This is a genomic window from Curvibacter sp. PAE-UM, from assembly GCF_001432305.1.
In the GTDB taxonomy this organism is placed as follows: domain Bacteria; phylum Pseudomonadota; class Gammaproteobacteria; order Burkholderiales; family Burkholderiaceae_C; genus Hylemonella.
The window spans coordinates 2564623-2591055 of sequence record NZ_KQ483358.1 but is presented as its reverse complement, the minus strand read 5'-3'; the positions used below and the strand labels follow the sequence as shown (position 1 = coordinate 2591055).

The window sequence follows — 26433 nt, the reverse complement described above, 5'->3', positions numbered from 1 at the left end:
GGCCTTGGGGGCCGGTTCACCCGCCTGTCAGCTTCTGGACCCGTTCGCCGTCCTTCAGCGAACTCGGCGGAAAGAGGATGACCTCCGTGCCCGGCGCCAGCTCGCTCTTGACCCAGGCTTCGCTGCCGTTGCGCGCCAGCACCTCCACCTCGTGCAGGCGGGCGCGGCCGCCTTCCACGGCGTAGAGCGCGGCGCGCGCACCGGAGGGGAAGAGGGCGCTGACCGGTACCTTGAGCGCATCCTTTTCGGTCTGCACCACGATGCGCACGTCGGCCTTGTAGCCATCCCCCAAGGCGTTCCACTGCTCGCGTGGGGAAAGGATGTCCAGCACCACGTTGACGCGCTGCTCCTCCACGCCCAGGGCGGAGATCTTGGTGAAGGCGGCTGGCTCCACCAGGCGCACGCGTGCCTGCAGCAGCTGCGCCCCCCCCCAGTTGGCCAGCGTGGCCGGCGTGCCGGGTTTGACCTGGGCGGCGTCTTCGGTCAGCAGGTCCACCACCACTTCCAGGTCGCCCGGGTCGCCCAGCTCCAGCAGCGGCGTGCCGGCCTGCACCAGGCTCTCGCTCTGCTGGCTGACCTTGAGCACCTTGCCGGTGACGGGCGACTTGATGGCCCAGCTGCGTTGCGCGGTGGTGCCGCCCTGGCTGAAGGTGCGGATGGCGATGCGCGCCTGCGCCAGCTCATGGCCGGTGGCGTCTTCTTCCTGACGCGCGCTGTCCAGCTCCTTCTGGCGCAGGCGAACGGTGAGGCGCCCGGTCTCGTTCTGCGTGGGTGAGACGAAGCCCTGCTGCGCCAGCGTCTCGCTGCGCTTGAGGTCGGCCACGGCCTGGTCCAGCGCGGCCCTGGCGCGCTCGACATTGGCGCTGGCGCGGCGCACGGCCGCTTCCATGGCGCCGATGCGCTCGTTCTGTTCCTGGCGCGCGCGTTCGTCCAGCAGGCCGGGCATGACGGGCCACAGCGTGGCCAGCACGGCATCGCGCGCCACGCTGTCGCCCTGCTTGAGCGCAATGCGCTGCACGCGGCCGGTCAGCGGGGTGGACACCACGTAGCGCTCGCGCAAACGGGTCTTGCCGTCTTCCTGCACGGCGCGCTCGAAGGGGCCGCGGCTCACCGCACCCAGTTCCACTTCGGTGGCCTGGGGCCAGAAGGCCCAGACCAGCAGCAGGACGGCGAGCAGCACGCTGCCGCCGGTCCACAGTTTTTTCCTGGAGAGATTCATGCTTGATTTCCCTGGCTTGATGTTTCTATTCTCGTGTCTTCAGCACGCCCACCAGATCCAGCGTGTCGATGCGCCGGCGCACGATCAATGCGCTGGCCACGCCGGCGGCCACCACGACGATGGCGGCATAGGCATAGGTGGGTGGCTGGATGATGAGGGGGAAGAAGAATTCGTCGGTCTTGATCAACTGCACGATGCCGGCGGCCAGCCAGTAGCCGGCCACCAGGCCCAGCGGAATGGCGATCAGGATCTCCAGCGCCAGTTCGCCCAGCAGGAAGGTGGAGACTTCGCCGCGGGTGAAACCCAGCACGCGCAGGCTGGCCAGTTCCCAGGCGCGTTCGGCCAGCGCGATGCGCGCATGGTTGTAGACCACACCCACGGCGATGATGCTGGCAAAGACGGTGAGGATGGCGCTGAAGACCAGCACGTTGCGCGCGGTGATCTCCTCGATGTTGCGCAACATCACGGACTTGCTGAAGGCCGCGGCCACACGCGGCAGGTTCTTGAGCCGCTCCAGCAGTTCGGGTTCATGGCCACGCTCGACCGAGAGGGCGATCACGTTGACGTGGTCGCCTTCCTGCAGCAGGCGGTTGAGGCTGCGCCGCTCGATGTAGGCACCCATGCCCATCATCTCCTGTACGGTGCCCATGACCGGCAGCTCCAGCACCTGGCGCCGGCCCTCGAGCAGTTCCACGCGCACGGTCTGGCCGGGTTTGATGTGCAGGCGCTCGGCCAGGCGGTCGGTGAGCAGCAGGCCGTCCTGCGGCGGGGAGAAATTTTGGTGGGCCACGTCCACGATGCGCTGCAACTGAGGTTCGGCGCTGCGCCCCTGCACGCTGCCACGCCAGTGGTGCTGGCCGTGCACCAGGCGCGCCGGCACGCTGCGCACGCCCTCCACGGCCGTGACGTGTGGCAGCCGTGCCACCTCGTAGGTGATGGGCGCGGGTGCGGCTTCCACCAGGCTGATGATGACGTCGCCGCGCAGCACCAGGCGGAACTGGGTGTGCAGCAGCAGGTCGATGGTGTCGCGCCAGAAGGTGCCGCTGATGACGATCGCCATGGAGGCGGCAATGCCGAAGATGGTGAGCAGGGTGCGCAGCGGGCGGCGCTGCATGGTGCGCAGGACCATGCGCACGGCCGGGCTGAAGACCTCGCGCAGGCCCCAGGCCTCGACAAAGCTGGGCCGAAAGTGCCCCGGTGCCGGCGGGCGCATGGCCTCGGCCGGGGCCAGCTGCACGGTGGCGGCAATCGCGCGCCAGGTGGCGCCCAGGGCGGCGACCAGGGTGATGGCGGTGGCGGCCAGGATCAGTTCGGGCCGCACGCGGTGGCGCAGCTCGGGAAAACGGAACACCTCGGCGTAGATGCCGGAAAACCAGTTGCCCAGCCAGGCGCCCACACCCAGACCGATCAGCACGCCGAGGATGACGATGAGCAGCACCAGCTTGACGTAGTGCGCGCCGATGGCCGCGTTGCCGTAGCCCAGGGCCTTGAGCGCAGCGATCTGTTCGCGCTGGGTGGCGATCTGGCGGCTCAGCACCACGTTGAGCAGGAAAGCCGCCACGGCCAGGAAGATGCTGGGCAGCACGGTGCCCATGACGCGTTGCTCCTTGATCTCGGAGTTCAGGATCATGTGCGACATCTGCTCGTCGCGGCCGTGCGCGCTGATGCCCCCGAAAGGTGCGAGCAGGCGGTTCAGGCCGTCGATCACGCGGCCCTCGCTGGCGCCGGGGGCCAGGCGTACCGAGACCTGGTTGAAGGCGCCTTCCATGTTGTAGGCCGCGGCCAGGGCGTGGCGGTCGAGCCAGAAGACGCCGAAGCCGCGCAGGTCGGGCGAGCCGCCCATGCCGGCGAAGATGTACTCGGGCGAGAGCGCGATGCCGGTGATCAGCAGCTCCTCGCGCTTGCCGTTGACCAGGGCGTGGATACGGTCGCCGGGCTGGAGTTTGCGGGCGATGGCAAAGCCTTCCGACACCAGCACCTCCAGCGCGCTGCCGCGCTGGGTGACGGGCATACGGCCCTCGCGCAGATGGAGGCGGTTGAGGCGCGGCAGCGCCTGCAGATCGATGCCGATCAGGCGGCCGATGATGGGGTCGGACACATGGGGAATGTCGACCTGCACGATCTGTGTGAGCGAGGTTTCCACGTGCGCCGCGCCGGGCAGGGCGGCGAGCTGGCGCTCCAGCGCGAGCGGCGCGCGCTTGAGGCTGGCGAAGACGTCGGCAAAACGCGATTCCGTGTAATAGACCTCGCGCGACCAGGACAGCGCGTCGTAGGCGCTGAAGGTGGCGATGAAACCGGCCACGCCGCTGGCCACCACCAGGGCGATGGTGAGGGCCTGGCTCCACATGAGCCGCAGGTCGCGCAGCAGCTTGCGGTCGAGCGCTTTCACCAGGACAGCTCCGAGGGGCTGATCTTGTGGGCGTTGACGTCGATCTTCTGGATGCGCCCGCCACCCAGGTGGAGCACGCGGTCGGCCATGCCGGCGATGGCCGCGTTGTGCGTGATGACGATGGCGGTGGTGCCGAGCTCGCGGTTGATGCGCTCGATCACCTCCAGCACCAGCTTGCCGGTCACGTAGTCCAGCGCGCCGGTGGGTTCGTCGCACAGCAGTACCTCGGGGCGCTTGACGATGGCGCGCGCGATCGCCACGCGCTGCTGCTCGCCGCCCGAGAGCTGCGAAGGGAAGTGGTCCAGCCGCTCTTCCAGGCCCACCATGCGCAGCGCTTCGGCGGCCGGCATGGGGTTGTTTGCGATGTCGGTGACGAGCTCGACGTTCTCGCGCACCGTCAGGCTGGGGATGAGGTTGTAGAACTGGAACACGAAACCCACGTGCTCGCGCCGGTAGCGCGTCAGGTCGGCGTCGCTGGCGCCGGTGAGCTCGTGCTCGGCAAAACGCGCGCTGCCGCTGCTGGGCCGGTCCAGACCGCCCAGGATGTTGAGCAGGGTGGATTTGCCGCTGCCCGAGGGGCCGAGCAGCACGATGAACTCGCCGCGCCGGATGTCCAGGTCCACGTCCTGCAACGCCTTCACCTGGACCTCACCCATCTGGTAGGTCTTGCACAGGTCACGGGCAGTGAAGACGGTGTGGCTGGCTTCGGCGCTTGGGTTCATATCCTGGTGCGGGTCCATGACGGGCATGGGCTCATGATATGCGGATGCAACCCGGTGATCTTGATCCCGGTCATGAATGCGTGGGTGGAGCCTTCCCCGGCCTTGCGCCGCAGATGGCTTGCGCAGGAGTTCATGGGTGCACCGATACGCCCCGCCATCCTGGCGGACAGTGTGAAATGGGTACGAGTTCAGGTTCTGCTGCAGGATTTGTAGCAAAGTCGTTGATTCTTCATGGGACTGGCGCTGCGCAGCGCTGAACCTTGGACTAGAATCGGCGCGTCTGCCGGATTCAAGGGTGGTGGCAGACGCGAAATTCCCATGAAGTCTTCCGATTCCGAACTGATCAATATCTCTGACCTGCGCATCGGGCTCTACGTCGAGCTCGAACTGGGCTGGATGTCGCATCCCTTTCCGACCGGCAGCTTCAAGATCACCTCTCCTCGCCAGATCGAAACCATCCGTGGCCTGGGCCTCAAGCAGGTGCGTTATGTGCCGGCCAAGAGCGATTCGCCGTCGGATGGACTGCCGAGCCTGCCGGCCATGGACGAGGCATCGGCCGCGCGCGCTCTGGCGAAGGACCGGGAGTTTCGCCGGCGCCGCGCTGCGCTGATCGAGTCGCAGCAGCAGAGCCTGAAGGCCTGTGAGCAGAAATTCGGCGTGGCCCAGCAGCAATACCGGCGCGTGCAGGAGCAGGTGCTGGATCAGCCGCAACTCGTGCGCGACGAGTGCGTGGCCATGATTGAAGCTTTCGTGCAGGAAATGGCCTGCGACGGCGAGGCAGCGATCCGCCTGCTGTCCGAAGGCGTGGGCGAGCGCGCCGCCATGCACCCGGTCAACGTCACCGTGATGAGCCTGCTGCTGGGCAAGGCCATGGGCCTGGCGGGCCAGGCCCTGGTCGACCTGGGCGTGGGCGCCTTCCTGCACGACGTGGGCAAGCTGCAGCTGCCCCAGCGCGTGCGCTGGTTCGAGGACGGCTTTTCCATCGAGGACTTCAAGCTCTACCAGGAGCACGTCAACAAGGGCGTGGCCATCGCCAACCGCATGCAGCTCAGCGAAGGGGCGCTGATGGCCATCGCCCAGCACCACGAGCTGATCGACGGCACCGGCTTCCCCATGCGGCCGCCTGGCGGCGACCTGACGATGCCGGCGCGCATCCTGGCCCTGGTCAACCGTTACGACAACCTGTGCAACCCGGTCCGTCTGGTGACGGCACTGACCCCGCACGAGGCACTGTCCCTGCTGTTCGCGCAGCACAAGGCGCGTTTCGACAACATCGTGCTGAGCGCTTTCATCCGCATGATGGGGGTCTACCCGCCCGGTTCGGTGGTGCAGCTCATCGACGGCCGTTATGCGCTGGTCGTCTCCGTCAACTCGGTGCGCCCGCTCAAGCCCCGTGTGATCGTGCACGAGCCTTCGGTGCCCAAGCACGAGGCCCTGATCCTGGACCTGGAAAGCCAGCCCGGCATCGGCATCCGCCGCAGTCTCAAGCCGGCCAGCCTGCCGCCCGAGGCGCTGGAGTACCTGGGCCCGCGCCAGCGCATCGCCTACTATTTCGAGAGCTCAGGCCCGGCGCCGCTGGCAGACGCCTGAGTCACCGCGGGCACAAAAGCAAAAGCCAGGGCTGGCCCTGGCTTTTTTCATGCGCGCGGTACAGCGGGCAGGGCAGCGACGGATCAGATCGCCTTGGCGGCGCGCAATTCGTCGAGTTGGGCCTTGTTGTAGCCCATCTGCATCAGTACTTCCTCGGTGTGCTCGCCCAGCAGGGGCGAGCGGGTCACGTCGGTCGGGCTGTCCGAGAGCTTGATGGGGTTGCCCACGCTCAGGTACTTGCCACGCACCGGGTGGTCGACTTCCACGATGGTGCCGGTCTCGCGCAGCGACTGGTCTTCGGCGATTTCCTTCATGGAGAGGATGGGGCCGCACGGGATGTCGAACTCGTTGAGGATGTCCATGGCCTCGAACTTGGTCTTGGTCTTGGTCCATTCCTCGATGCGTGCGAAGATCATCTTCAGGTGCGGCAGGCGGGCCTGCGGCGTGGCGAAGTGCGGGTTGGTGATCCAGTCTTCCTCGCCGATGATCTTGCAGATGGCCGGCCAGACGGCGCCCTGGGTGATGAAGTAGATGTAGGCGTTCGGGTCCTTCTGCCAGCCCTTGCACTTGAGGATGGAGCCCGGCTGGCCGCCGCCCGAGGCGTTGCCCGCGCGCGGCACGGCTTCGCCGAATTCGATGTCGGGGAACTGCGGGTACTCGCGCAGCTCACCGGTGCGCTCCAGGCGCTGCTGGTCGCGCAGCTTCACGCGGCACAGGTTGAGCACGGCATCCTGCATGGCGGCGAGCACCTTCTGGCCGCGGCCGGTCTTCTCGCGCTGGAACAGGGCGGTGACGATGCCCAGGGCCAGGTGCAGGCCGGTGCCGCTGTCACCGATCTGCGCGCCCGTCACCATGGGCAGGCCGTCCGGATCGCCGGTGGTGGACGCTGCGCCGCCCGTGCACTGGGCCACGTTCTCGTAGACCTTGCAGTCGACATAGGGGCCGGGGCCGAAACCCTTGACCGAGGCCAGGATGATGCGCGGGTTGATCTCCTGGATCTTCTCCCAGGGAAAGCCCATGCGGTCGAGCGCGCCCGGGGCGAAGTTCTCGACCATCACATCGCATTCCTTGATCAGCTTGACCAGCACTTCCTTGCCCTTGGGGTTCTTGGTGTCCAGGGTGATGGAGCGCTTGTTGTGGTTGAGCATGGTGAAGTACAGGCTGTCGGCGTTCGGGATGTCACGCAGCTGTCCGCGCGTGGCATCGCCTTCACCGGCCTTCTCCACCTTGATCACGTCGGCGCCGAACCACGCCAGCAGCTGTGTGCAGGTGGGTCCCGACTGCACGTGTGTGAAGTCGAGGATGCGCACTCCTTCGAGGGCCTTGGTCATGGAAAAACTCCTGGTTCTAATGATAAAAAATTCTTATGAATAGAAGAGACAGGTCTTCTATATGACTTGGTCATTATAGGGGTTTCAACGCATTGAAATATTGTCGTTTTTTATGTGCGCGCAGGGCCTCACTGATACATGCGTACAGAGGAGAAGTCCACGATCCTTGCCGAAAAAACAGGCAGCACCGTCCAGGCAAAAAAAACGGCGCCCGAAGGCGCCGTTTTCATGTCGGGGAAGGACGTCCTCAGACGGCTTTCTTGCCGTGCATGGACGTGATCTGGTCCTTGCTGTAACCCAGCTCGGCCAGCACCTCGTCGGTGTGTTGGCCCAGCAGCGGGGAAGCCGTGACTTCGGGCTTGAGGTCCGAGAACTTGATCGGGCTGCCGATGGTGAAGTAGCTGCCGCGCACGGGGTGCGGCACTTCGACGATGGAGCCGCTCTTGCGCAGCGATTCATCGACCAGCAGTTCCTTCATGGACAGCACCGGGGCGCAAGGAATGTCGAACTTGCGGAAGATGTCCACGGCTTCGAACTTGGTCTTGTCCTTGATGAAGTCTTCGATGGTGGCGAAGATTTCCATGATGTGCGGCTGGCGGGCCTTCGGGGTGGTGTAGGCCGGATCGGTCTTCCACTCGGGTTTGCCCAGCGCGTCGCAGATCGGCTCCCAGGCGTGGCCCTGCACCGTGAAATAGATGTAGGCATTGGGATCCTTCTCCCAGCCCTTGCACTTCAGGATCCAGCCCGGCTGGCCGCCGCCGCCGGCGTTGCCGCCACGCGGGGTCACCTTGTCGGCGAAGGCTTCCATCTCGTGCGGGTACTGGGGATACTCTTCCAGGTAGCCCAGGCGCTCCAGGCGCTGCTGGTCGCGCATCTTCACGCGGCAGAGGTTCAGCACGGCGTCCTGCATGGACACGGCCACCTTCTGGCCCTTGCCGGTCTGCTGGCGGCCGATGATGGCGGTCAGGATGCCGATGGCCAGGTGCATGCCGGTGTTGGAGTCACCCAGGGCCGCAGCGGAGATGGTGGGCTGGGAGTTCTCGCCCTTCCACCAGCCGGTGGTCGAAGCGGAACCGCCGGCGCACTGGGCCACGTTTTCGTAGACCTTCAGGTCTTCGTAGTGGTGGCCGTCGCTGAAGCCCTTAACCGAAGCCAGGACCATGCCGGGGTTGAGCTTCTGGATGTGCTCCCAGGTGAAGCCCATGCGGTCCAGGGCGCCGGGGCCGAAGTTCTCGACCATGACGTCGGACTTCTTGATCAGCTTCTCGAGCACTTCCTTGCCCTCGGCCGTCTTGGTGTCCAGGGTCAGCGAACGCTTGTTGCTGTTGAGCATCGTGAAGTACAGCGCGTCGGCATCGGGCATGTCGCGCAGCTGGCTGCGGGTGACATCGCCGGAGCCCGGGCGCTCGACCTTGATCACGTCAGCGCCGAACCAGGCCAGCAGCTGGGTGCAGGCCGGACCGGCTTGCACGTGCGTGAAGTCGATGATCTTGATGCCCTTGAGGGGTTGGTTTCCAGACATGTGCATATCTCCTTGTGGGTTGTTGCGCTAGTGAAATCAGTGCTTCTTGGTCGCAGCACTCGTGGGGTTGAGGCTGGTGATACGGCCGCTTTCGGTGCCGGCTTTTTCGTCGATGATGGCGTTGATCAGGGTGGGCTTGCGCGACTTGATGGCTTCTTCCATCGCGCGGCGCAGTTCGGCCGGGGTGCTGGCCTGCACGCCGACGCCACCGAAGGCTTCCATCAGCTTGTCGTAGCGGGCGCCCTTGACGAACACCAGGGGCGAGGGATCGCTGGAGCCGCCACGCGCCAGCTCGTCACCGCGGTAGACGCCGTTGTTGTTCATGATGACGATGCAGACCGGCAGGTTGTAGCGGCAGATGGTCTCGACCTCCATGCCGCTGAAACCGAAGGCGCTGTCGCCCTCGATGGCGATCACCGGCTGGCCGGATTCCACGGCGGCGGCCACGGCGAAACCCATGCCGATGCCCATCACGCCCCAGGTGCCCACGTCCAGGCGCTTGCGCGGCTTGTACATGTCGACGATGGAGCGGGTGAAGTCCAGCGCGTTGGCGCCTTCGTTGACCAGGATGGCATCCGGGTTGGCCTTGATGATGTCGCGCACCACGTTCAGCGAGCTGTGGTAGTTCATCGGCGAGGGATCCTTGGCCAGGGTCTCGGCCATCTTCGCGACGTTCTTGTTCTTGCGCTCGGCCACGGCGCCGGTCCATTCGGCCGGGGGCTTGGCCCAGTTGGCGCCCATGCCGGTGAGCAGGGCGGACACGCAGGAGCCGATGTCACCGACCAGCGGGGCGTCGATGGCCACGTTGCTGTCGGCTTCGGTGGGCGAGATGTCGATCTGGATGAACTTCTGGCCACCGGCGTTCTTGTGGTCCTTGCCACCCCAGGTCTTGCCCTTGCCGTGCGACAGCAGCCAGTTCAGGCGCGCGCCCACCAGCATCACCACATCGGCTTCCGGCAGCACGAAGGAGCGGGCGGCCGAGGCGCACTGCTCATGGGTGTCGGGCAGGATGCCCTTGGCCATGGACATCGGCAGGTAGGGGATGCCGGACTTCTCGACCAGGGTCTTGATGTCGGCGTCGGCCTGGGCGTAGGCAGCACCCTTGCCCAGCAGGATCAGGGGCTTCTTGGCGCCCTTGAGCAGGTCCAGCGCGCGCTTGACGGCGTCCGGAGCGGGGATCTGGCGCGGCGCGGGGTCGACCACCTTGATCAGCGAAGCCTTGCCGGCAGCGGCGTCCATGGCCTGGCCGAACAGCTTGGCCGGCAGGTCCAGGTAGACACCGCCCGGGCGGCCGGAGACGGCGGAGCGGATGGCGCGGGCGATGCCCACACCGATGTCCTCGGCGTTGAGCACGCGGAAGGCGGCCTTGCACAGGGGCTTGGCGATGGCCAGCTGGTCCATCTCTTCGTAGTCACCCTGCTGCAGGTCGACGATCTCGCGCTCGGAGGAGCCGGAGATCAGGATCATGGGGAAGCAGTTGGTGGTGGCGTTGGCCAGGGCGGTCAGGCCGTTGAGGAAGCCGGGGGCGGACACCGTCAGGCACACGCCGGGCTTGCCGGTCATGAAGCCGGCGATGGCGGCGGCGTTGCCGGCGTTCTGCTCGTGACGGAAGGAGATCACGCGCAGGCCTTCTTCCTGCATCATGCGGGTCAGGTCGGTGACCGGGATGCCCGGCAGGCCGTAGATGTTGGTGATGCCGTTGAGTTTCAGAGCATCGATGACCAGGTGGAAACCGTCGGTCAGTTCTCTGGATTGAGCGTCGTTGGACATGGTGTAGTCTCTCTCGGTTTTTGACGTCTGTGGAAGTCGGGCGATCCGGCTGGCAAATATCCGCGGCTCCTCGAATCTGGGGGGCCCCGGGAGCGCGCAATCGGGGTTTCAGGTGGTGCTGCGGGCCCTCGTTCGACGAGGTGTCAACAGGGCCCATTTGCATCGACGGGTTATGATAGAAACCGATTCAGGTTCCGCCATTGACCACGGTCAATTTTCGGGACAAATAACCGGCTTTCCACGGGAAGCCGGCCCGCTACCGGCGCGAACGCGCGATCCCTGGCCCATGACATCCATCGAGAACCATCCGGAAAAGAACATCATTCGGGTTCAGCTCCGCCAGAATAACGTGCTCAAGGGCATGAGTGCGGCGTCGCACGAGGAACTGGAACAGCACCTCACCGTGGTGGATTGCAACAAGGGTGATTTCCTGCTGCACCAGGGCGTGCACGAGATGGAGCAGTATTTCATCCTCGACGGGGTGCTCAAGCGGGTGGTGGCCAATGCCCAGGGCAAGGAAATGATCCTGCGCTTTGCCGCCGAGCGCGAGATGGAGACCAGCTACGCCGCATGGTCTCTCAAGACACCTACGCCCTACAGCATCGTCTCGGTGACCAAGGCCCGTGTGGTCAAGCTGCCCATGCCCGAGTGGATTGCCTTTCTGGAGCGCCACGCGGAAGAAAAACGCATCTTTGAATATTGCGTGATGAACCTCATGAGTGAAATCATGGCGCACACCATCACACTGCACCTGCTGGATGCACCTGGCCGGGTGCACCGTTTTCTGCGCAAGCACCCCGAACTGTTCGACCGCATTCCGAAAAAGGAACTCGCGGCCTACATGAACCTCTCGGCCGAGACCCTCAGCCGGCTCAAGCAGCGCGGCAAGATCTGATGCGCAGGGGAGGGCGCCGTGCCGCGACGCGAGGTCGGCACGGCGCAACGTCGATCAACGACGGTTGGTGGGGAAGTGCCGTGCGTCGGTGAACGCGCGCAACTGGCTGTCGACGGATTTCACGCCTGCCACACCCTGGACCACACGGACGGCCGCGGCTTTCTCGGCGTCGTCGGCCACGATGCCGCGCAGCGTGACGTTGCCGTCCACGCACTCGGTGGCGATATCGACAGCATGCGTGTCCGCATGGTTGCTCAGGGCGACCCGAATCCGGGTGCTGAGCGCCATGCACTGTAGCAGCGTCTTCGATGCCTGGGTCTCGGCGAACTCGGGGCGCTTGAGCAGGTTCTTGATCTGCTCGACGCAGCTCTCGACAGAGAGGCGCTCGGTGTTGAGCACCATGTCGAACAGCACCGGATCGCCCCAGTTCACGCCGAACTGATCGTGCATGCGTGCGGCATTGGCCTGGTCGCTGCGCTGGATCTCGGCCCTGGCCAGGTCGCGGTCATCCGTTCCCAGCTTCTCCATAAGCCATTCGACCCGCTGTTCGAGCGGGCGCATGATGCGGATGCACGGGATGTGGGGCACCGCGCGCAGCAGCTGCGTCGCGCCCCAGCCGCGGATCACGACATTGCCGCGTGCGGCAGCGTCGAGCACTTCCTCGGCGGTATAGATCGCCATGGCGTCCTTGTCGGCGCGCAGGCCTTCGATCAGGCCGGCCTTGCCGCTGCGCAGCCGGTTGATCAGGCTCTTGGAGACGTGCATCTTGTCGGCCACCCGGGCCGCCACCTCGTGCTCCATGTTCTGCAGGCCGAGGTCAGCTGCGAGTTTCTCGGCGACATCCTGGGCCAGCGAGCCCATTCCTTGGGTTAGTGCGATGACGGGCATATCGTGTTTCTCCTTGTATCAGTCCACGCCGCGCTGGTCGGCGAACTCGTCCTTCTTGGGCGGCTTGATCAGGGCGATCAGCTTGGAGATGACCGGCCAGAACAGCAGGACCAGGGCCAGCGTGGTGATGGAGCCGACCAGCCCGTTGGAATACATGACCGAGAGTTCGCCCTGCGAGACCAGCATGGCCTGGCGGAAGGAGTCTTCGGCCTTGTCACCCAGCACCAGGGCCAGCACCAGCGGCGCGAGCGGGTAGTCGAGCTTCTTGAACACGTAGCCCACCACGCCGAACAGCAGCATGAACCAGATGTCGAGCATGGCGTTGTGCACGGTGTAGGCACCGATCGCGCAGATCACGATGATCACCGGGGCGATGATCGAGAAGGGGATGCGCAGGATCGAGGCGAACAGCGGCACGGTGGTCAGCACCACGATCAGGCCGACCAGGTTGCCCAGGTACATGGAGGCGATCAGGCCCCAGACGAAGTCCTTCTGCTCGACGAAGAGCAGCGGGCCGGGTTGCAGACCCCAGATCAGCAGGCCACCCAGCAGCACGGCCGCGGTGGGCGAACCCGGGATGCCAAGAGCCAGCATGGGCAGCAGGGCGGCGGTGCCGGCTGCGTGCGCTGCGGTTTCCGGCGCCACGACGCCTTCGAGTTCACCGGTGCCGAACTTGGCGCCGTTCTTGGACATCTTCTTGGCGATACCGTAGCTCATGAAGGAAGCCGGGGTGGCGCCGCCAGGGGTGATGCCCATCCAGATGCCGATCAGCGAAGCGCGGATCGAAGTGGCCCAGTACTGGGGCAGCTTCTTCCAGGTCTGCCAGACGACCTTGGGGTCGATCTTGGCGCTCTTGCCGGAGAAGGCCAGGCCTTCTTCCATGGAGAGCAGGATCTCGCCGATGCCGAACAGGCCGATCACCGCGATCAGGAAGTCGAAGCCGCGCATCAGTTCGGTGAAGCCGAAGGTCAGGCGCAGCTGGCCGGTCACGGTGTCCATGCCCACGGCGGCCAGGCCGAAGCCGATGGTCATCGAAGCCAGGATCTTGAACGGCGAGCCCTTGCCCATGCCCACGAAGCTGCAGAAGGTCAGCAGGTAGACCGAGAAGAATTCGGGCGGGCCGAACTTCAGGGCGAACTTGGCCACCATCGGTGCCAGGAAGGTGATCATCACCACGGCAACGAAGGCACCCACGAAGGACGAGGTGAAGGCGCCGGTCAGCGCTTCGCCGGCGTGACCCTTCTGGGCCATGGGGTAACCGTCGAAGGTCGTGGCGACCGACCAGGGTTCACCCGGGATGTTGAACAGCACCGAGGTGATGGCGCCGCCGAAGAGGGCCCCCCAGTAGATGCAGGACAGCATGATGATGGCCGAGGTCGGGTTCATGCTGAAGGTCAGCGGCAGCAGGATGGCCACGCCGTTGGCGCCGCCCAGACCTGGCAGCACGCCGATCAGCACGCCGAGGACGATGCCCACCACCATGAGCAGAAAGTTCATGGGCGTCATCACGACGGCGAAGCCCTGGAACAGTGCGTTGAGTTCTTCCATTTTCTTAAGTCTCCGTAATTTCCTGGCGTTTTCTCAATAACCCAGGAAGCTGAGCATGTCGTAGGCGCCCTTGTGCAGCGGCACCTTGAACCAGACTTCAAACATCATGAAGAACACGGTGTTGACTGCCAGGGCGATGATGACGCTCTTGAGCCAGCTGTACTTGCCCAGGATGATCATGAAAAGGGCGATGTAGAGGGCCGAGGCGACGTAGATGCCGATCACCTGGATCGCGCCCACGTAGACGGCGGCGGGCAGCAGCACCGAGAGCACGCGCTTGAAGGATTCGCGGTCAACGAACACCTCGGTGTTCTTGACTTTGCCGGCCAGGGCCTGGTACAGCACGCCGACGCCGGAGATGCAGAGGATCAGGCCGATGTAGAAGGGGAAATAGCCGGCACCGGGGCCGTCACTGGTCCACTCGGAACCCAGCTTGCGGCTGCCATAAATGATGGTGCCACCCATGATGATTACCAGGATCGCGACGATCGCATCGATGATGTTGGTGGCTACGCCGGTGCGTTCGCCTTCGTGTGATTCCATATTCGATTCCATGACGAAAGAGGTGCTGATGAGGTAATTTCGGGCGGCAGAAAACTAGGGTCAGCGCCAGTCCAGACTGGCCACCGTCCCGCTGTGCTTTGCGTGGGGGTGGGAGAGGGCGGGTCCAGTCCCGGCAGGAGGGCCGGACCCGCAGATGGTTTTGGGCTTACTTGGCCAGGAAACCGGCTTCCTTCATGAGGTCGCGGTGGTTGTTTTCAGCGGCGGTCAGCCACTTGTTGAAGTCAGCACCGGTCATGAAGGTCTGGTTGAAGGCACCCTTTTCCATGTACTCCTTCCAGTCGGGAGTAGCACGGATCTTGTTCATCAGGTCGACGTAGTACTTGAGCTGGTCAGCCGAGATGCCGGGGGCAGCGAAGATGCCGCGCAGCATGACGTAGTCGGCCGGCACGCCCGCTTCCTTGCAGGTCGGGATGTCGTTCCAGGACTGGGTGTCGGTCACCTTGGTCTTGTAGGGCAGGCGGGTGTCGTCGAACACGCACAGGGCGCGCAGCTTGCCGGCACGCCACTGGGCCACGGCCTCGGCCGGGTTGTTCACGCTCGAATCGACGTGGCCGCCGACGAGCTGCACAGCCACTTCACCGCCCCCCTTGAAGGGGATGTAGATGAACTTGGTGCCGGTGGCCTTCTCGAGACCCACGGTCAGGATCTGGTCTTCCTGCTTGGAGCCGGTGCCGCCCATCTTGAACTTGCTCGGGCCGGCGGCCTTCACGGCGTCGATGTACTCCTTGGCGTTCTTGTAGGGCTTCTCGGCGTTGGTCCACAGCACGAACTGGTCGAGCGCCATCATGGAGACGGGCGTCATTTCCTTCCAGTTGAAGGGAACACCGGTGGCCAGGGGCGTGGTGAACAGGTTGGACAGGGTGATGATGATCTTGTGCGGATCGCCCTTGGCTTCCTTGACCGAGAGGAAGCCCTCGGCGCCAGCGCCGCCCGACTTGTTCACGACGATCAGGGACTGGTTCATCAGCTTGTGCTTGACGATGATGCCCTGCATCAGGCGGGCCATCTGGTCGGCACCGCCACCGGTGCCGGCGGGCACCACGAACTCGACCGGCTTGGTCGGCTCCCAGGCCATGGCCGGCAGCGAGGCGCTCAGCCCGGCCGCAGCGATGACGGCCGTGGCGGCTGCCACGACCCTGGTTTTCAGTTTGGCTTGAAAGCTCTTCATCTCTTTGTCTCCTGTTGATGGAACGTTTGTCGATTGAAAGACCACTCTGCGTTAGCCTCTCGATTGCCTTGCAGCAGTCGATGTGCTGCTACTGTGAAATTTTCTCGCGAATTTGCTCTTGATTGCGGTCAACTTTTCAGATTTTTTCGCAGCCCCTAGGGTTTCTACGAGTGGGGATATTGCGTACGCTCGCAGCGCTGTTGAGGGCCTGCTCCAGCATGTTTTTTCTGATGCATTCCTTGCGGGCACGCAGCCTTGCATGCTACTCCCGTAGCGGGGCCCTGAACATAAACTTTCACTCTGATACGCATCAACGGCCTCTTATGTTTGTCGTTGACGCTCGCCGAAACAAAACGGGCAGCCGCTGGCTGCCCGTGTGATGCAAAAGGGGGCGCGAGGCCGCCTTCAGCCGGCGCTCTTTTTCTCGCTGGCCGGCTGCAGGCCCTGGCTGCGCGCGAACTCGCCGGCCTCCATCTTCTTGCCGCCTTCGGGCTTGAGGCGCAGCACCTCGATCGTGCCGCCCTGGGCATAGATGAAGAGGGACTGCTCGGTGACCTGAACGATCTCGCCGGGCTTGCCGCGCACCGCGCCGAAGGTGCGCACGGGATGCTTGCGACAGTCGTAGATCGAGACCTTCACGCCGCCCAGCTCGCACCAGGCGCCGGGCGCCGGGTTGCAGGCGCGGATCAGGTTGTAGACCTGGTCCACGTGGTTGGCCCAGTTGATCTTCGACTCCTCAGCCTTGAACCAGCCTTCATAGCTGGCCTGGCTTTCCTCCTGCACCACTTCGGTGTGTTTGCCGGCCACCACCAGATCGGCGGCCTCCAGCATGGCGGCCACGCCCTGCGGGAAGAGGTGCTTGAAGTAGACATCGCCCAGCGTGTCGTCGGGGCCGATGGGGCAGCGCTTCTGCAGGATCACCGGGCCCTCGTCCAGGCCGTCGGTGGGGCGGAAGATGGTGAGGCCGGTCTCGCTGTCGCCGCGGGCGATCGGCCAGTTGATGGACGAAGGGCCGCGGTATTTCGGCAGCAGCGAGGGGTGGTACTGGATGGTGCCGTGCTTGGGGATGCCCACGAAGGACTGCGGCGCGAACTGCAGCACGTAGGCCATGATGCCGAGGTCGACGTTCAGGTCGCGCAGGGCTGCTTCAGCCTCGGGGCTCTTGAGGCTGGGCAGCTGGAAGACCTTGAGGCCGGCCGCTTCAGCGGCGGCGCGCAGGGCATCGGGCTTCTCGCCCGGCTTCTCGGGTTTGCAGAACACGCCGGCAACGGTGTCGCCGCGCGCCAGGAAGGCTTCGAGCACGGCCTTGCCGAAATCCTGTTGGCCGATGATGGCAATACGCATGGTTATCTTGTCTCCTCGGAATTCAGTGCGAGCTTATAGAAGCCGGATTATCCGTGGCTTACAGGGCGGACCTATCAGCCTGGCGTCATCAACGCATCAGGAAGTAGGCCGCCAGCAGGTAGAGCACCACGGCGAAGGCGCGCTTGAGCGGGCGGATGTCCATGCGGTGCGCGGTGCGTGCGCCCAGCGGGGCCGTCAGGATGCTGGCCGTGGCGATCACCAGCAGGCCGGGCAGGTAGAGGTAACCGAAGGCACCCGGCGGCATGTCCGGCAGGTCGCGCCCGGCCCAGATGTAGCCCAGCGTGCCGGCCAGCGCGATCGGGAAGCCCAGCGCCGCCGACGTGGCCACGGCCTGATGGATCTTCACGTTGCACCAGGTCATGAAGGGCACCGAGACGAAAGCGCCGCCGGCGCCCACCACCGAGGACAGCAGGCCGATCACATTGCCCATGCCGAACATGCCCAGGCCGCCGGGCAGGGTGCGCGAGGGCTTGGGCTTGCGGTCGATGAACATCTGCGTGGCCGAGTAGGCGATGAACAGCGAGAACACCAGGCCCAGCACACGGGTGGGCAGGGCCGCGGCGATCTGCGCGCCGATCAGGCCGCCGAGCACGATGCCCGGCGCCAGCAGGCGCGCCACCGGCCAGAGCACGGCGCCGTGCTTGTGGTGCGCGCGCACCGAGGAGAGCGAGGTGAAGCAGATCGTGGCCAGCGAGGTGGCCACCGCCATCTTGACCACGTACTCGGCCGGGAAGTCCTTGGACTCCAGGATGATGGTCATGAAGGGCACCATGATCATGCCCCCGCCGATGCCCAGCAGGCCGGCCAGGAATCCGGCACACACGCCCATCAGGGCCAGTTCGACGATCAACTGGGGTTCAAGGAACATCGGGGAATTTCTGAGAAGGGCGCGCGGAATGTAGGTGTCTGCAAGTGCCACCAGGCCGCATCCTGAACCGGGGTTCAGGTGGGCGAGGTCAGCGTTGGCTTTGGGTTCATCTGACGCGAGACGATCACGCTAGCCAGGCAATTTCCAAGCCCGGGCTCAATGAGCATTGGTTCAAGGAATTTAAAGCCCGATGGCATTGCAGACCGAGCCATTGTAGTGGGATGCCGAAAAGATGGCGGCGACTTTTGCCCTGCACGCAGCAGGCCGGCCACAGTGGGGCTTAAATCAGCTGGCCGTCCTGGCCCAGCGCCGCATCGAGCCGCCCGATCAGCGCGCCCAGCACGGCGTTGTCGTCGGCGCGAGGCACGATGGCGCTGGCGGCACGCGGGGCCGGTGCCAACGCGGCCGTGCCGCGGTCGCTCAGCTCGAAGGCCAGGTTCAGTGCGGCCAGCACGGCAATGCGGTCGCGCGCCTTGACCTTGCCGGCGTCGCGGATCTTGCACATGGCGGTATCCACGCGTTCCACGGCATCCAGCAGGCTGGTCTCGCCGCCTTCGGGGCAGCCCAGCAGGTAGCTCTGCCCCATGATCTGCACTTCGAGCTGTTTCATGTGGCGTCCTTGTGGCCGTCGGTCTCGGCCGGTTCGGACAGGCGCTCCAGCAGCGCATCCACACGGGAGCGCGCGGCGCCCAGGCGGGACTTGAGCTGGTCGCGTTCGGCCGTCAACTCATCGATCTGGTCGGTCAGCAGCTCGTTGGTGCGCTGCAGTTCCTCATGGCGCACGAGCAGACGCTCGACGCGTTCGACCAGTTGCTCGATTTGGGACGGGTTCGACATAGATCAAGCCATTGTAGGGTTTACGCAAGATTTCGAACGTAAAATCTACAACGTTGGTGCTCGCGGTGTGGTTCACATGCCGCAGTTCAACGGGAAGCAGGAAGGTGAGCCGTCATGGCGAGCCCAACCTGCGCTGCCCCCGCAACGGTAAGTGGACGAGCCGCAAGGCTCCGCTTTCATCACCCAGCCACTGGATGCCCTGAACAAGCGTCCGGGAAGGCGATGAAGGTTGTTTCCATCAGCCCGGATACCGGCCAATGAAGTGGTGTCGCGCCTGCGTGATGCCGTGCCGCCCATGCACTGTCGGGGAAGACGGTGAGGGCATTGTCCATCGTAAGTTCCAATGAAAATCCGTTCGCAAAAGACGCGCCTGGCGGTCCTGTCCTGCCTTGCCGCATTGCCATTGCCCATCCTGGCGCAATCCTCCCAACTTCCGGAAACCGTGGTGACTGCCGCCCGGGTCGAGCAGCCGCTGGCCGACGTGCTGCCTTCGGTCACGCTGATCACGCGGGAAGACATCGATCGTTCCCAGGCCGTCTCGCTGGCCGATCTGCTGCAGGGTGAAGCCGGCTTCGAGTTCGGCCGCAACGGCGGCCCGGGCACCACCACCTCCTTCTTCCTGCGCGGCGCCGACAGCAAGAACCTGGTCATCATGATCGACGGCGTGCGCGCCATGGCCGACGGCTGGGGCAACCTGAGCGCCATCGACCTGCCGCTACAGCAGGTCGAGCGCATCGAACTGCTGCGCGGCAACGCCAGCGGCCTCTACGGCGAGGCCGCCGTGGGCGGCGTGCTGAACATCTTCACGCGCCAGCTCGGTGGCAAGCCGGGCGGCTACGGCTCGGTGACGCTGGGCAACCGCAACACCCAGGCGGTGACGGCCGGTTATGCCGGCCAGCAGGACGACGTGTCCTGGCGTTTCGACCTGGGCCGCGACCACACCGACGGCTTCTCCGCCATGAGCCCGCAGCAGAACGCCAAGGTCAACCCAGATAACGACAGCGTCGACCGCACGCACCTGTCGGGCAAGGTGGCCAAACGCATCTCCCGGGACCTGACCCTCGGCGCCTATGCCAGCCTGACCCGCTCGGACGTGGCCTACGACAACGGCTCCGGCACCGCCACCGCGACGGACAAGAACCTGCTGCGGCGCGAGAACGGCCTGCTCAACGTCTTTGCGCAAGGCCAGCTCAACGCCGACTGGAACAGCCGCCTGGACCTCAGCCGCACCAACCTCGACATGCGCGACTACCGGAACGACCAGGCCTACCGGACCAGTTTCGATTCGGGCCTGCTGATGGGCCAGCAGAACTCGCTGCGCTGGTTCAACACCTATGCCGCCGGCAAGAGCCGGGTGCTCAACTTCGGCCTGGATGCCGGCAACGAGACCTTCAGCGCCGACGCCACCTCCAGCGGTTACCAGGCCGGTCGCGTGCTGCGCGGTTATTTCGCCGGCCTCAACCAGGCCTTCGGCGATCTGTCGGTGCAGGCCAATCTGCGCCATGACACGGTGAACGTGAACAAGGTGGATACGAGCTACAAGGGCAGCTGGGACAACACCTCGGGCCTGCTGGGCCTGGGTTACCGGCTCAACCCGCAGTGGCGCCTGACGGGCAGCGTCGCCACCGGTTTCCGCGCGCCCAGCGCCGGAGAGCTGTCGAACAACATCAACCTCAAGCCCGAGACCCACCTGAGCCAGGAAGTGGGGCTGACGTATGCCGAGGGCGCCGAGCTGTTCCGCGTCGTGGCCTTCGATACCCGCACCAGCGATGCCATCTACTGGCAATCGGTCTCGCCGTTCACCCCGGTCAACATCGGCAAGGTCCGCAACCAGGGCGTCGAGCTCACCGGCAAGACGCAGCTGGCCGACAACAACGTCCGCTACACCCTGGTTTCCCAGGACCCGTGGAACGAGTCGGACAACACGCGCCTGGCGCGGCGGGCCCGCCTCTATGGTGCGCTGGACATCTGGCGCCAGCTCGGGCAGACCTCGGCCGGCTTCAAGCTCAACGCCTCGGACAATCGTTACGACAGTGGCTCACCCGACAAGCTGCTGCCGGGTTACACCACGCTGGCCCTGTATGCCTCGCGCCCGGTCGCCCCGGAATGGACGCTGCGCTTCAAGGTGGAAAATGCGCTGGACCGCCCCTACCAGCTGGCCTACGGCTACAACACGCCACCCCTGAGCGTGTCGCTGACCCTGGCCTGGCAGCAACGCTGACCTGATCCATGACCCCGCAGGACTACGGCCCCCAACGCATCGTCTGCCTCACCGAGGAGACGACGGAGTGGCTGTACCTGCTGGGCCAGGAGCGGCGCATCGTGGGCATCTCGGGCTACACGGTGCGCCCGCCACGCGCGCGCCAGGAGAAACCGCGCGTCAGCGCCTTCCTCAACGCGAAGATCGACAAGATCCTCGCGCTGCAGCCGGACTGCGTGTTCGGCTTTTCCGACCTGCAGGCCGACATCGCCTCGGCGCTGATCCGCCACGGTGTGCAGGTCACCATCTTCAATCAGCGCAGCGTGGCCGACATCTTTGCCATGCTCTACCAGGTTGCGGCCATGGTGGGGCAGGCCGAGCCGGGCCTGTTGCGCATCACCGCCATGCAGGCGCGGCTCGATGCCATCCGGGTCGCCGCCGCCGCGCTGCCGCGCCGTCCGCGTGTCTATTTCGAGGAATGGGACGAGCCGGCCATCAGCGCCATCCGCTGGGTGTCCGAGCTGATCGGCATCGCCGGTGGCGACGACATCTTCCCCGAGCTGGCCGTGCAGGCCCTGGGCAAGGATCGCATCGTGGCCGACCCGCTGGAGATCGTGCGCCGTGCTCCCGAGCTCATCGTCGGCTCCTGGTGCGGCAAGAAATTCCGTCCCGAAAAAGTGGCCGCGCGCCCCGGCTGGTCGGACGTGCCGGCCGTGCAAGACCAGCAGCTCTTCGAGATCAAGTCCGCCGACATCCTGCAGCCCGGCCCGGCCGCGCTGACCGACGGTGTGGAGCAACTGCACCGCCTCGTCATGGCCTGGGGCGCGCGCCATGCTTGAAGGCTGGCGCCTCTTCCTGGGTTTGCTTTTGCTGTCGGTGGGGCAGTTCGCGCATGCCACCATCGAGCTCATCGACGACCGCGGCGAACGCGTCACGCTGGCCCGGCCGCCGCAGCGCATCGTCAGCCTGCTGCCCTCGCTGACCGAGACCGTCTGCGCTCTGGGCCAGTGCCAGCGCCTGGTGGGCCGGGATCGTTATTCGAATCACCCGGCCAGCGTGCGTGCCTTGCCCCAGGTGGGCGGCGGCCTCGACCCCAGCGTCGAGGCCATCGTGGCCCTCCAGCCCGACCTGGTGCTGCTGGCCACGTCCTCGCGCGCCGCGCAGCGCCTGCAGTCCCTGGGGCTGACGGTCGCGGCCTTCGAGCCGCGCAGCCACGCGGGCGTGAAGCGCGTGCTGGAGCAGGTCGGCGAGCTGCTGGGCGTGCCGCCCGGCAACGGGGCGCAGCGCGTCTGGCGCGAGATCGAAGCCGAAATGCAGGCCGCCGCGCAGTCGCTGCCCGCGGCCGCCCACGGCGCGCGCGTCTACTTCGAAGTCAACAGCGGACCCTATGCCGCCAGCGAAACCTCCTTCATCGGCGAGACCCTGGCGCGCCTGGGTGCGCGCAACATCGTGTCGGGCGAGCTGGGGCCTTTTCCCAAGCTCAACCCCGAGTTCGTGGTGCGCGCCGATCCCGATCTCATCATGGTGGGCGACAGCAATGCCGCGGCCATGGTCCGCCGCCCGGGCTGGGCCGGCCTGCGCGCCATCCGCGCGCAACGCGTCTGCGCCTACACGCCGCAGCAGTCCGACGTGCTGGTGCGCGCCGGCCCGCGCATGGCCGAAGGCGCTCGCCTCATGGCCGCATGCCTGAGCGGCCAGGGGGTCCCACCATGAGGGAAATATCCCGCCAGCAGCGCCGCGCCCTGGTGCTGGGGGCCGTCCTGCTGCTGCTCACCGTGGCCGGGCTGTTGCTGGGCGCCAGCGTGGGCAGCACCGGGCTGGAGAGCCTGCGCAGCATGCACCGCGATGCACTGGCCTGGCAGATTGTCTGGGACATCCGCGTGCCGCGCACCCTGGGCGCCTGGCTGGCCGGTGCGCTGCTGGGCCTGGCCGGCGCCATTGCCCAGGGCCTGTTCCGCAACCCGCTGGCCGATCCCTACCTGCTGGGCAGTGCCTCGGGCGCCTCGCTGGGCATGGCGCTGGCGCTGGTCCTGCTGGGCGGCGGCGTGGCCGCGCCCTGGCTGCGCCAGCTGGGCCTGACTGGCGCTGCCTTCATCGGGGCCATGGCCGCCGTGCTGCTCACGCTGGCGCTGGCCAGCGGCGTGCAGCACACCCTGCGCCTGCTGCTGGCCGGCGTGGTGGTGGGCGTGGTGCTGGGCGCCATGAGCTCGCTCACCATGCTGCTGGTGCCCGAGGTCATGCAGACCCTGCAGGCCTTCATCCTGGGCTCGACCGCTTTTGTCGACTGGGCTGCCTGCGCCCTGATGGCCGCGGTGCTGCTGCCGGGCCTGCTGCTGGCCTGGGCCGGCAGCCATGTGCTCGACGGCCTCACGCTGGGCGAGGCCACCGCCACCAGCCTGGGCCTGCCGGTGGCCACGCTGCGTGCGGTGCTGGTCGTGGTGCTGGCCCTGGCCACGGGCACGGCAGTGGCGCAGACCGGGCTGATCGGTTTCGTCGGCCTGGCCGCGCCGCACCTGGTGCGCTCCGTCACCAAGACCACGCATGGCCGTCTCATTCTGCTGTCCAGTCTGATGGGCGGCGTGCTGCTGATGGCAGCCGACACCCTGGCGCGCGGCCTGCTGGCGCCGCAGGAACTGCCCGTGGGTGTGCTCACCGCCGTGCTCGGCGGCAGCTACCTGCTGTGGCTCATGCATCACCAGGGTGTGCAGGGGCGGGGCGCATGACGGCACCCGCACTCAGCGCCCGTGCCCTGCGTGCCCGCCTGGGCGAGGCCGAGGTGCTGCACGGCATCGATCTCGATCTGCCGGCCGGCCGCTGGACCAGCATCGTCGGCCCCAATGGCGCGGGCAAGTCCACCCTGCTGAAAGTTCTGGCGCAACTGCTGCCCGCGCAGGGCAGCGTGAGCCTGCTGGGCCAGCCGCTGGACACCCTGGACCGTCGCGCCTGCGCACGGCAGCTGGCCTGGTTGGGCCAGAACGGCAGTGCGGGTGACGACCTGACCGTCTTCGACGTGGCCCTGCTGGGCCGCCTGCCGCACCAGGCCTGGCTGGCGCCACCCGGTGCGGCCGACCTGGCCGCCGTGGAGCAGGCCTTGCGCGCCACGCAGGCCTGGGACTGGCGTGGCCGCTCCCTGGGCCAGCTCTCGGGCGGCGAGCGCCAGCGCGTGCTGCTGGCGCGCGCGCTGGCCGTGCAGGCCGATGTGCTGCTGCTGGACGAACCGCTGGCCAACCTCGACCCGCCGCACCAGGTGGACTGGATGCTGCTGATGCGCGACGTGGTGGCCAGTGGCAAGACGGTGGTCAGCGTGCTGCACGAACTCTCGCTGGCTCTGCAGGCCGACGAGATGGTCATCATGGCCGCCGGCCAGGTGCGCCACCAGGGCGCCTGTGCGGACGCGGCCACGCACCGCGCGCTGGAGCAGGTGTTCGAGCAGCGCATCCGCATCGCCGCGGTCGACGGGTTGTGGGTCTCGCTGCCGCGTTTGTAAGGACAGAGCATGCAGATCGAAACTCCGCCCACCGAAAAGCCCTACGCGCCGCGCGAGGGTGAACGCCGCGGCCTGCTCATCGTCAACACCGGCGACGGCAAGGGCAAGAGCACCGCGGCCTTCGGCCTGGCCCTGCGTGCGCATGGCCGCGGCAAGCCGGTCAAGGTCTACCAGTTCATCAAGCCCGACGGCGCGCGCTTCGGCGAACACCGCGTCTTCGAGCAGCTCGGCATTCCGGTCGTTGGCCTCGGTGACGGCTTCAGCTGGAAGAGCAAGGACCTCGACCATTCCGCAGAACTGGCGCGCGCCGGCTGGTTGCGCGCACGGGCCGACATCCTGGGCGGCCAATTTTTCATGGTCACCCTCGACGAGATCACCTACCCGCTGATCTACGGCTGGCTGCCCCTGGACGAGGTGCTGGCCACGCTGCGGGATCGTCCGAAAGACGTGCACGTGGTGCTGACCGGCCGGCGCTGCCCGCCTGAGCTGATCGCGCTGGCCGACACCGTGACCGAGATGGCCCTGGTCAAACACGCCTTCCGCGCCGGCATCCCGGCCCAGCGCGGCATCGAGGACTGACGATGGAACACGCCCAAGGAATCCACCGATGAGCGCCCGTGCCGTCATGGTGCTGGGCACCACCAGTGGCGCCGGCAAGAGCTGGCTGGCCACGGCCCTGTGCCGGTATTACGCGCGCCAGGGGCTGAAGGTCGCGCCCTACAAGGCGCAGAACATGAGCAACAACGCCCGGGTTGTTGCTGGGGGCGAGATCGGCAGCGCGCAGTATTTCCAGGCCCTGGCCGCGAAAGCCGCGCCCGAGGTCCGCATGAACCCGCTGCTGCTCAAGCCCGAGCGCGACACGCACAGCCAGGTCGTGCTGCTGGGCCAGGTGAACGATGAACTCACGCGCATGGACTGGCGCGGCCGCAGCGAGAAGGTCTGGCCCGTGGTGGCGCAAGCGCTCGACGAACTCATGGCCGAGAACGACGTGGTGGTGATCGAAGGCGCCGGCTCGCCGGCCGAGATCAACCTGGCGGCCAGCGACATCGTCAACCTGCGCATCGCACGCCACGCCCGGGCCGCCTGCCTGCTGGTCACCGACATCGACCGTGGCGGCGCCTTCGCCCATCTCTACGGCACCTGGGCTTTGATACCTGAAGCCGACCGCGCGCTGATCCGCGGTTTCGTGCTCAACCGCTTCCGTGGCGACGCCGCCTTGCTGGCCCCAGGCCCGCAGATGCTGCAGGACCTCACCGGCGTGCCCACCGTGGCCACGCTGCCCATGTGGCGGCAGCACGGCTTACCCGAAGAGGATGGGGTGTTTGATGACAGACATTCGAACAGCGGCAAGATCACCACGCGCATCGCCGTCGTGGCTTATCCGCGCATCAGCAACCTCGACGAATTCCAGCCGCTGAAGAACGTGCCGGGTGTGCACCTGCGCTGGGCACGCAGCCCGGCCGAACTGCAGGGCGTGGACTGGATCATCTTGCCCGGCTCCAAGCACACGAGTGGCGACCTGGCCTGGCTGCGCGCCCAGGGCCTGGACCGCGCCATCGCCGAGCACGCTGCGCAGGGCAGGGTGGTGCTGGGCGTCTGTGGTGGCCTGCAGATGCTGGGCGAGGCGCTGATCGATGCGCACGGCATCGACGGCAATGCCCCCGGCCTGGGCCTGCTGCCCCTGGTCACCAGCTTCGAGCCGGCCAAGACGGTGCAGCACACGCACGCCGGCTTCGCCACGCTGCAGGGCCCGTGGGCCGCACTTTCAGGGGTGCGCGTGAGTGGCTACGAAATCCACCACGGCCAGACCGCGCAGCATCCGGCCATGGCGGCCAAGGGCGACGTGGCGCGTGAGGTCTTGCCCGGCCTGGGCTGGCAGAACGCGGCCGGCAACGTGCTGGGCCTGTACCTGCACGGCCTGTTCGAGGAAACAGCCGTGCTGCAGGCGCTGTTCGGGCGTCAGGGCGCGGCGCGTGTGCCCACGCTGGAGTCGGTGTTCGAAGGCCTGGCCGATTACATCGAGCGGCACTTCGAGCCCGGTGTGCTGGATGCGCTCATTGCGCCTTGAAC

At 66.1% G+C, this 26433-nt stretch carries 23 protein-coding genes and 1 riboswitch; of the genes, 9 read left to right on the top strand and 14 right to left on the bottom strand.

Going from position 1 to position 26433, the window contains the following annotated elements; all coding sequences use genetic code 11:
• Nucleotides 1–16 precede the first annotated feature (16 nt).
• From AO057_RS12530 to AO057_RS12520, 3 genes are read right to left on the bottom strand one after another with little or no spacing between them, the layout of a single operon-like run.
• Nucleotides 17–1219 (bottom strand): efflux RND transporter periplasmic adaptor subunit, encoded by a 1203-nt coding sequence (locus AO057_RS12530; protein WP_057676269.1) that lies wholly within the window; start codon nucleotides 1217–1219, stop codon nucleotides 17–19.
• A 25-nt stretch (nucleotides 1220–1244) separates the two neighbouring features.
• On the bottom strand, nucleotides 1245–3608 hold the full coding sequence (locus AO057_RS12525; RefSeq protein WP_057676268.1) for an ABC transporter permease: 2364 nt from the start codon (nucleotides 3606–3608) through the stop codon (nucleotides 1245–1247).
• Nucleotides 3605–4330: an ABC transporter ATP-binding protein gene (locus AO057_RS12520; protein ID WP_057677285.1), complete on the bottom strand. Its 726-nt coding sequence runs from the start codon at nucleotides 4328–4330 to the stop codon at nucleotides 3605–3607. The genes AO057_RS12525 and AO057_RS12520 overlap by 4 nt, the downstream gene beginning before the upstream one ends.
• 318 nt (nucleotides 4331–4648) lie before the next feature.
• On the opposite strand from AO057_RS12520, the gene AO057_RS12515 reads away from it, so the two are divergent.
• Nucleotides 4649–5920: an HD-GYP domain-containing protein gene (locus AO057_RS12515; protein ID WP_057676267.1), complete on the top strand. Its 1272-nt coding sequence runs from the start codon at nucleotides 4649–4651 to the stop codon at nucleotides 5918–5920.
• 83 nt (nucleotides 5921–6003) lie between these two features.
• Here AO057_RS12515 and frc (AO057_RS12510) read toward each other — a convergent pair whose 3' ends face one another.
• From frc (AO057_RS12510) to oxc, 3 genes are all read right to left on the bottom strand, one after another.
• Nucleotides 6004–7251 carry a formyl-CoA transferase gene (gene frc / locus AO057_RS12510; protein WP_057676266.1) on the bottom strand — a complete coding sequence of 416 codons (1248 nt, stop codon included), beginning with the start codon at nucleotides 7249–7251 and terminating at the stop codon, nucleotides 6004–6006.
• Between the two features lie 247 nt (nucleotides 7252–7498).
• A complete protein-coding gene (frc, locus tag AO057_RS12505) occupies nucleotides 7499–8773 on the bottom strand; it encodes a formyl-CoA transferase (protein ID WP_057676265.1) in 1275 nt (424 codons plus the stop codon).
• Nucleotides 8774–8809: 36 nt separating this feature from the next.
• Nucleotides 8810–10543, bottom strand: coding sequence for an oxalyl-CoA decarboxylase (gene oxc, locus AO057_RS12500; protein WP_057676264.1), 1734 nt, complete (start codon nucleotides 10541–10543; stop codon nucleotides 8810–8812).
• A gap of 286 nt (nucleotides 10544–10829) precedes the next feature.
• Between oxc and AO057_RS12495 the strand changes: the two genes are divergently transcribed.
• The gene (locus tag AO057_RS12495; RefSeq protein ID WP_057676263.1) at nucleotides 10830–11438 is read left to right on the top strand and encodes a Crp/Fnr family transcriptional regulator; all 609 of its coding nucleotides are present in this window, start codon (nucleotides 10830–10832) and stop codon (nucleotides 11436–11438) included.
• Between the two features lie 54 nt (nucleotides 11439–11492).
• Here AO057_RS12495 and AO057_RS12490 read toward each other — a convergent pair whose 3' ends face one another.
• The 8 genes from AO057_RS12490 to zapB all read right to left on the bottom strand — a co-directional run bounded on the left by AO057_RS12490 (nucleotide 11493) and on the right by zapB (nucleotide 18676).
• A complete protein-coding gene (locus AO057_RS12490; RefSeq protein WP_057676262.1) occupies nucleotides 11493–12326 on the bottom strand; it encodes a cytidylate kinase family protein in 834 nt (277 codons plus the stop codon).
• An 18-nt stretch (nucleotides 12327–12344) separates the two neighbouring features.
• A complete protein-coding gene (locus AO057_RS12485; RefSeq protein WP_057676261.1) occupies nucleotides 12345–13874 on the bottom strand; it encodes a tripartite tricarboxylate transporter permease in 1530 nt (509 codons plus the stop codon).
• A 33-nt stretch (nucleotides 13875–13907) separates the two neighbouring features.
• Nucleotides 13908–14429 (bottom strand): tripartite tricarboxylate transporter TctB family protein, encoded by a 522-nt coding sequence (locus AO057_RS12480; RefSeq protein WP_057676260.1) that lies wholly within the window; start codon nucleotides 14427–14429, stop codon nucleotides 13908–13910.
• Nucleotides 14430–14583: 154 nt separating this feature from the next.
• Nucleotides 14584–15606: a Bug family tripartite tricarboxylate transporter substrate binding protein gene (locus tag AO057_RS12475; RefSeq protein WP_082605545.1), complete on the bottom strand. Its 1023-nt coding sequence runs from the start codon at nucleotides 15604–15606 to the stop codon at nucleotides 14584–14586.
• Nucleotides 15607–16011: 405 nt separating this feature from the next.
• A complete protein-coding gene (locus AO057_RS12470; RefSeq protein ID WP_057676259.1) occupies nucleotides 16012–16950 on the bottom strand; it encodes a methionyl-tRNA formyltransferase in 939 nt (312 codons plus the stop codon).
• An 88-nt stretch (nucleotides 16951–17038) separates the two neighbouring features.
• Nucleotides 17039–17839, bottom strand: a complete 801-nt coding sequence (locus AO057_RS12465) for a sulfite exporter TauE/SafE family protein (protein ID WP_057676258.1) — start codon at nucleotides 17837–17839, stop codon at nucleotides 17039–17041.
• A gap of 280 nt (nucleotides 17840–18119) precedes the next feature.
• On the bottom strand, nucleotides 18120–18449 hold the full coding sequence (locus AO057_RS12460; RefSeq protein ID WP_057676257.1) for a cell division protein ZapA: 330 nt from the start codon (nucleotides 18447–18449) through the stop codon (nucleotides 18120–18122).
• Nucleotides 18446–18676 carry a cell division protein ZapB gene (zapB, locus tag AO057_RS12455; RefSeq protein ID WP_057676256.1) on the bottom strand — a complete coding sequence of 77 codons (231 nt, stop codon included), beginning with the start codon at nucleotides 18674–18676 and terminating at the stop codon, nucleotides 18446–18448. Before zapB ends, AO057_RS12460 begins: the two co-directional genes overlap by 4 nt.
• Nucleotides 18677–18713: 37 nt before the next feature.
• A riboswitch (cobalamin riboswitch) is annotated at nucleotides 18714–18950 on the top strand.
• Nucleotides 18951–19121: 171 nt separating this feature from the next.
• Here zapB and AO057_RS12450 point away from each other — a divergent pair.
• The 7 genes from AO057_RS12450 to AO057_RS12420 are packed head-to-tail and all read left to right on the top strand — an operon-like array spanning nucleotide 19122 to nucleotide 26431.
• On the top strand, nucleotides 19122–20897 hold the full coding sequence (locus tag AO057_RS12450) for a TonB-dependent receptor domain-containing protein (protein WP_168163371.1): 1776 nt from the start codon (nucleotides 19122–19124) through the stop codon (nucleotides 20895–20897).
• 8 nt (nucleotides 20898–20905) lie between these two features.
• Nucleotides 20906–21715, top strand: coding sequence for an ABC transporter substrate-binding protein (locus AO057_RS12445; protein WP_057676254.1), 810 nt, complete (start codon nucleotides 20906–20908; stop codon nucleotides 21713–21715).
• Complete coding sequence (locus tag AO057_RS12440; protein ID WP_057676253.1) at nucleotides 21708–22589, top strand: ABC transporter substrate-binding protein; 882 nt, start codon at nucleotides 21708–21710, stop codon at nucleotides 22587–22589. Before AO057_RS12445 ends, AO057_RS12440 begins: the two co-directional genes overlap by 8 nt.
• Entirely contained in the window at nucleotides 22586–23599 is a 1014-nt protein-coding gene (locus tag AO057_RS12435; protein WP_057676252.1) for a FecCD family ABC transporter permease, read from the top strand. Before AO057_RS12440 ends, AO057_RS12435 begins: the two co-directional genes overlap by 4 nt.
• Nucleotides 23596–24363 carry an ABC transporter ATP-binding protein gene (locus tag AO057_RS12430; protein ID WP_057676251.1) on the top strand — a complete coding sequence of 256 codons (768 nt, stop codon included), beginning with the start codon at nucleotides 23596–23598 and terminating at the stop codon, nucleotides 24361–24363. The genes AO057_RS12435 and AO057_RS12430 overlap by 4 nt, the downstream gene beginning before the upstream one ends.
• Nucleotides 24364–24372: 9 nt before the next feature.
• Nucleotides 24373–24942, top strand: coding sequence for a cob(I)yrinic acid a,c-diamide adenosyltransferase (gene cobO / locus AO057_RS12425; RefSeq protein ID WP_057676250.1), 570 nt, complete (start codon nucleotides 24373–24375; stop codon nucleotides 24940–24942).
• Nucleotides 24943–24970: 28 nt separating this feature from the next.
• Nucleotides 24971–26431, top strand: coding sequence for a cobyric acid synthase (locus AO057_RS12420; protein WP_057676249.1), 1461 nt, complete (start codon nucleotides 24971–24973; stop codon nucleotides 26429–26431).
• Nucleotides 26432–26433: the final 2 nt, after the last annotated feature.

Excerpts from the sequence above, each read along its gene's own strand:
- AO057_RS12530 (WP_057676269.1), bottom strand. The coding sequence starts at position 1,219 with ATGAATCTCTCCAGGAAAAAACTGTGGACCGGCGGCAGCGTGCTGCTC.
- AO057_RS12520 (WP_057677285.1), bottom strand. The coding sequence starts at position 4,330 with ATGAACCCAAGCGCCGAAGCCAGCCACACCGTCTTCACTGCCCGTGAC.
- AO057_RS12515 (WP_057676267.1), top strand. The coding sequence starts at position 4,649 with ATGAAGTCTTCCGATTCCGAACTGATCAATATCTCTGACCTGCGCATC.
- frc (WP_057676266.1), bottom strand. The coding sequence starts at position 7,251 with ATGACCAAGGCCCTCGAAGGAGTGCGCATCCTCGACTTCACACACGTG.
- frc (WP_057676265.1), bottom strand. The coding sequence starts at position 8,773 with ATGTCTGGAAACCAACCCCTCAAGGGCATCAAGATCATCGACTTCACG.
- oxc (WP_057676264.1), bottom strand. The coding sequence starts at position 10,543 with ATGTCCAACGACGCTCAATCCAGAGAACTGACCGACGGTTTCCACCTG.
- AO057_RS12495 (WP_057676263.1), top strand. The coding sequence starts at position 10,830 with ATGACATCCATCGAGAACCATCCGGAAAAGAACATCATTCGGGTTCAG.
- AO057_RS12490 (WP_057676262.1), bottom strand. The coding sequence starts at position 12,326 with ATGCCCGTCATCGCACTAACCCAAGGAATGGGCTCGCTGGCCCAGGAT.
- AO057_RS12485 (WP_057676261.1), bottom strand. The coding sequence starts at position 13,874 with ATGGAAGAACTCAACGCACTGTTCCAGGGCTTCGCCGTCGTGATGACG.
- AO057_RS12480 (WP_057676260.1), bottom strand. The coding sequence starts at position 14,429 with ATGGAATCGAATATGGAATCACACGAAGGCGAACGCACCGGCGTAGCC.
- AO057_RS12475 (WP_082605545.1), bottom strand. The coding sequence starts at position 15,606 with ATGAAGAGCTTTCAAGCCAAACTGAAAACCAGGGTCGTGGCAGCCGCC.
- AO057_RS12470 (WP_057676259.1), bottom strand. The coding sequence starts at position 16,950 with ATGCGTATTGCCATCATCGGCCAACAGGATTTCGGCAAGGCCGTGCTC.
- AO057_RS12465 (WP_057676258.1), bottom strand. The coding sequence starts at position 17,839 with ATGTTCCTTGAACCCCAGTTGATCGTCGAACTGGCCCTGATGGGCGTG.
- AO057_RS12460 (WP_057676257.1), bottom strand. The coding sequence starts at position 18,449 with ATGAAACAGCTCGAAGTGCAGATCATGGGGCAGAGCTACCTGCTGGGC.
- zapB (WP_057676256.1), bottom strand. The coding sequence starts at position 18,676 with ATGTCGAACCCGTCCCAAATCGAGCAACTGGTCGAACGCGTCGAGCGT.
- AO057_RS12445 (WP_057676254.1), top strand. The coding sequence starts at position 20,906 with ATGACCCCGCAGGACTACGGCCCCCAACGCATCGTCTGCCTCACCGAG.
- AO057_RS12440 (WP_057676253.1), top strand. The coding sequence starts at position 21,708 with ATGCTTGAAGGCTGGCGCCTCTTCCTGGGTTTGCTTTTGCTGTCGGTG.
- AO057_RS12435 (WP_057676252.1), top strand. The coding sequence starts at position 22,586 with ATGAGGGAAATATCCCGCCAGCAGCGCCGCGCCCTGGTGCTGGGGGCC.
- AO057_RS12430 (WP_057676251.1), top strand. The coding sequence starts at position 23,596 with ATGACGGCACCCGCACTCAGCGCCCGTGCCCTGCGTGCCCGCCTGGGC.
- cobO (WP_057676250.1), top strand. The coding sequence starts at position 24,373 with ATGCAGATCGAAACTCCGCCCACCGAAAAGCCCTACGCGCCGCGCGAG.
- AO057_RS12420 (WP_057676249.1), top strand. The coding sequence starts at position 24,971 with ATGAGCGCCCGTGCCGTCATGGTGCTGGGCACCACCAGTGGCGCCGGC.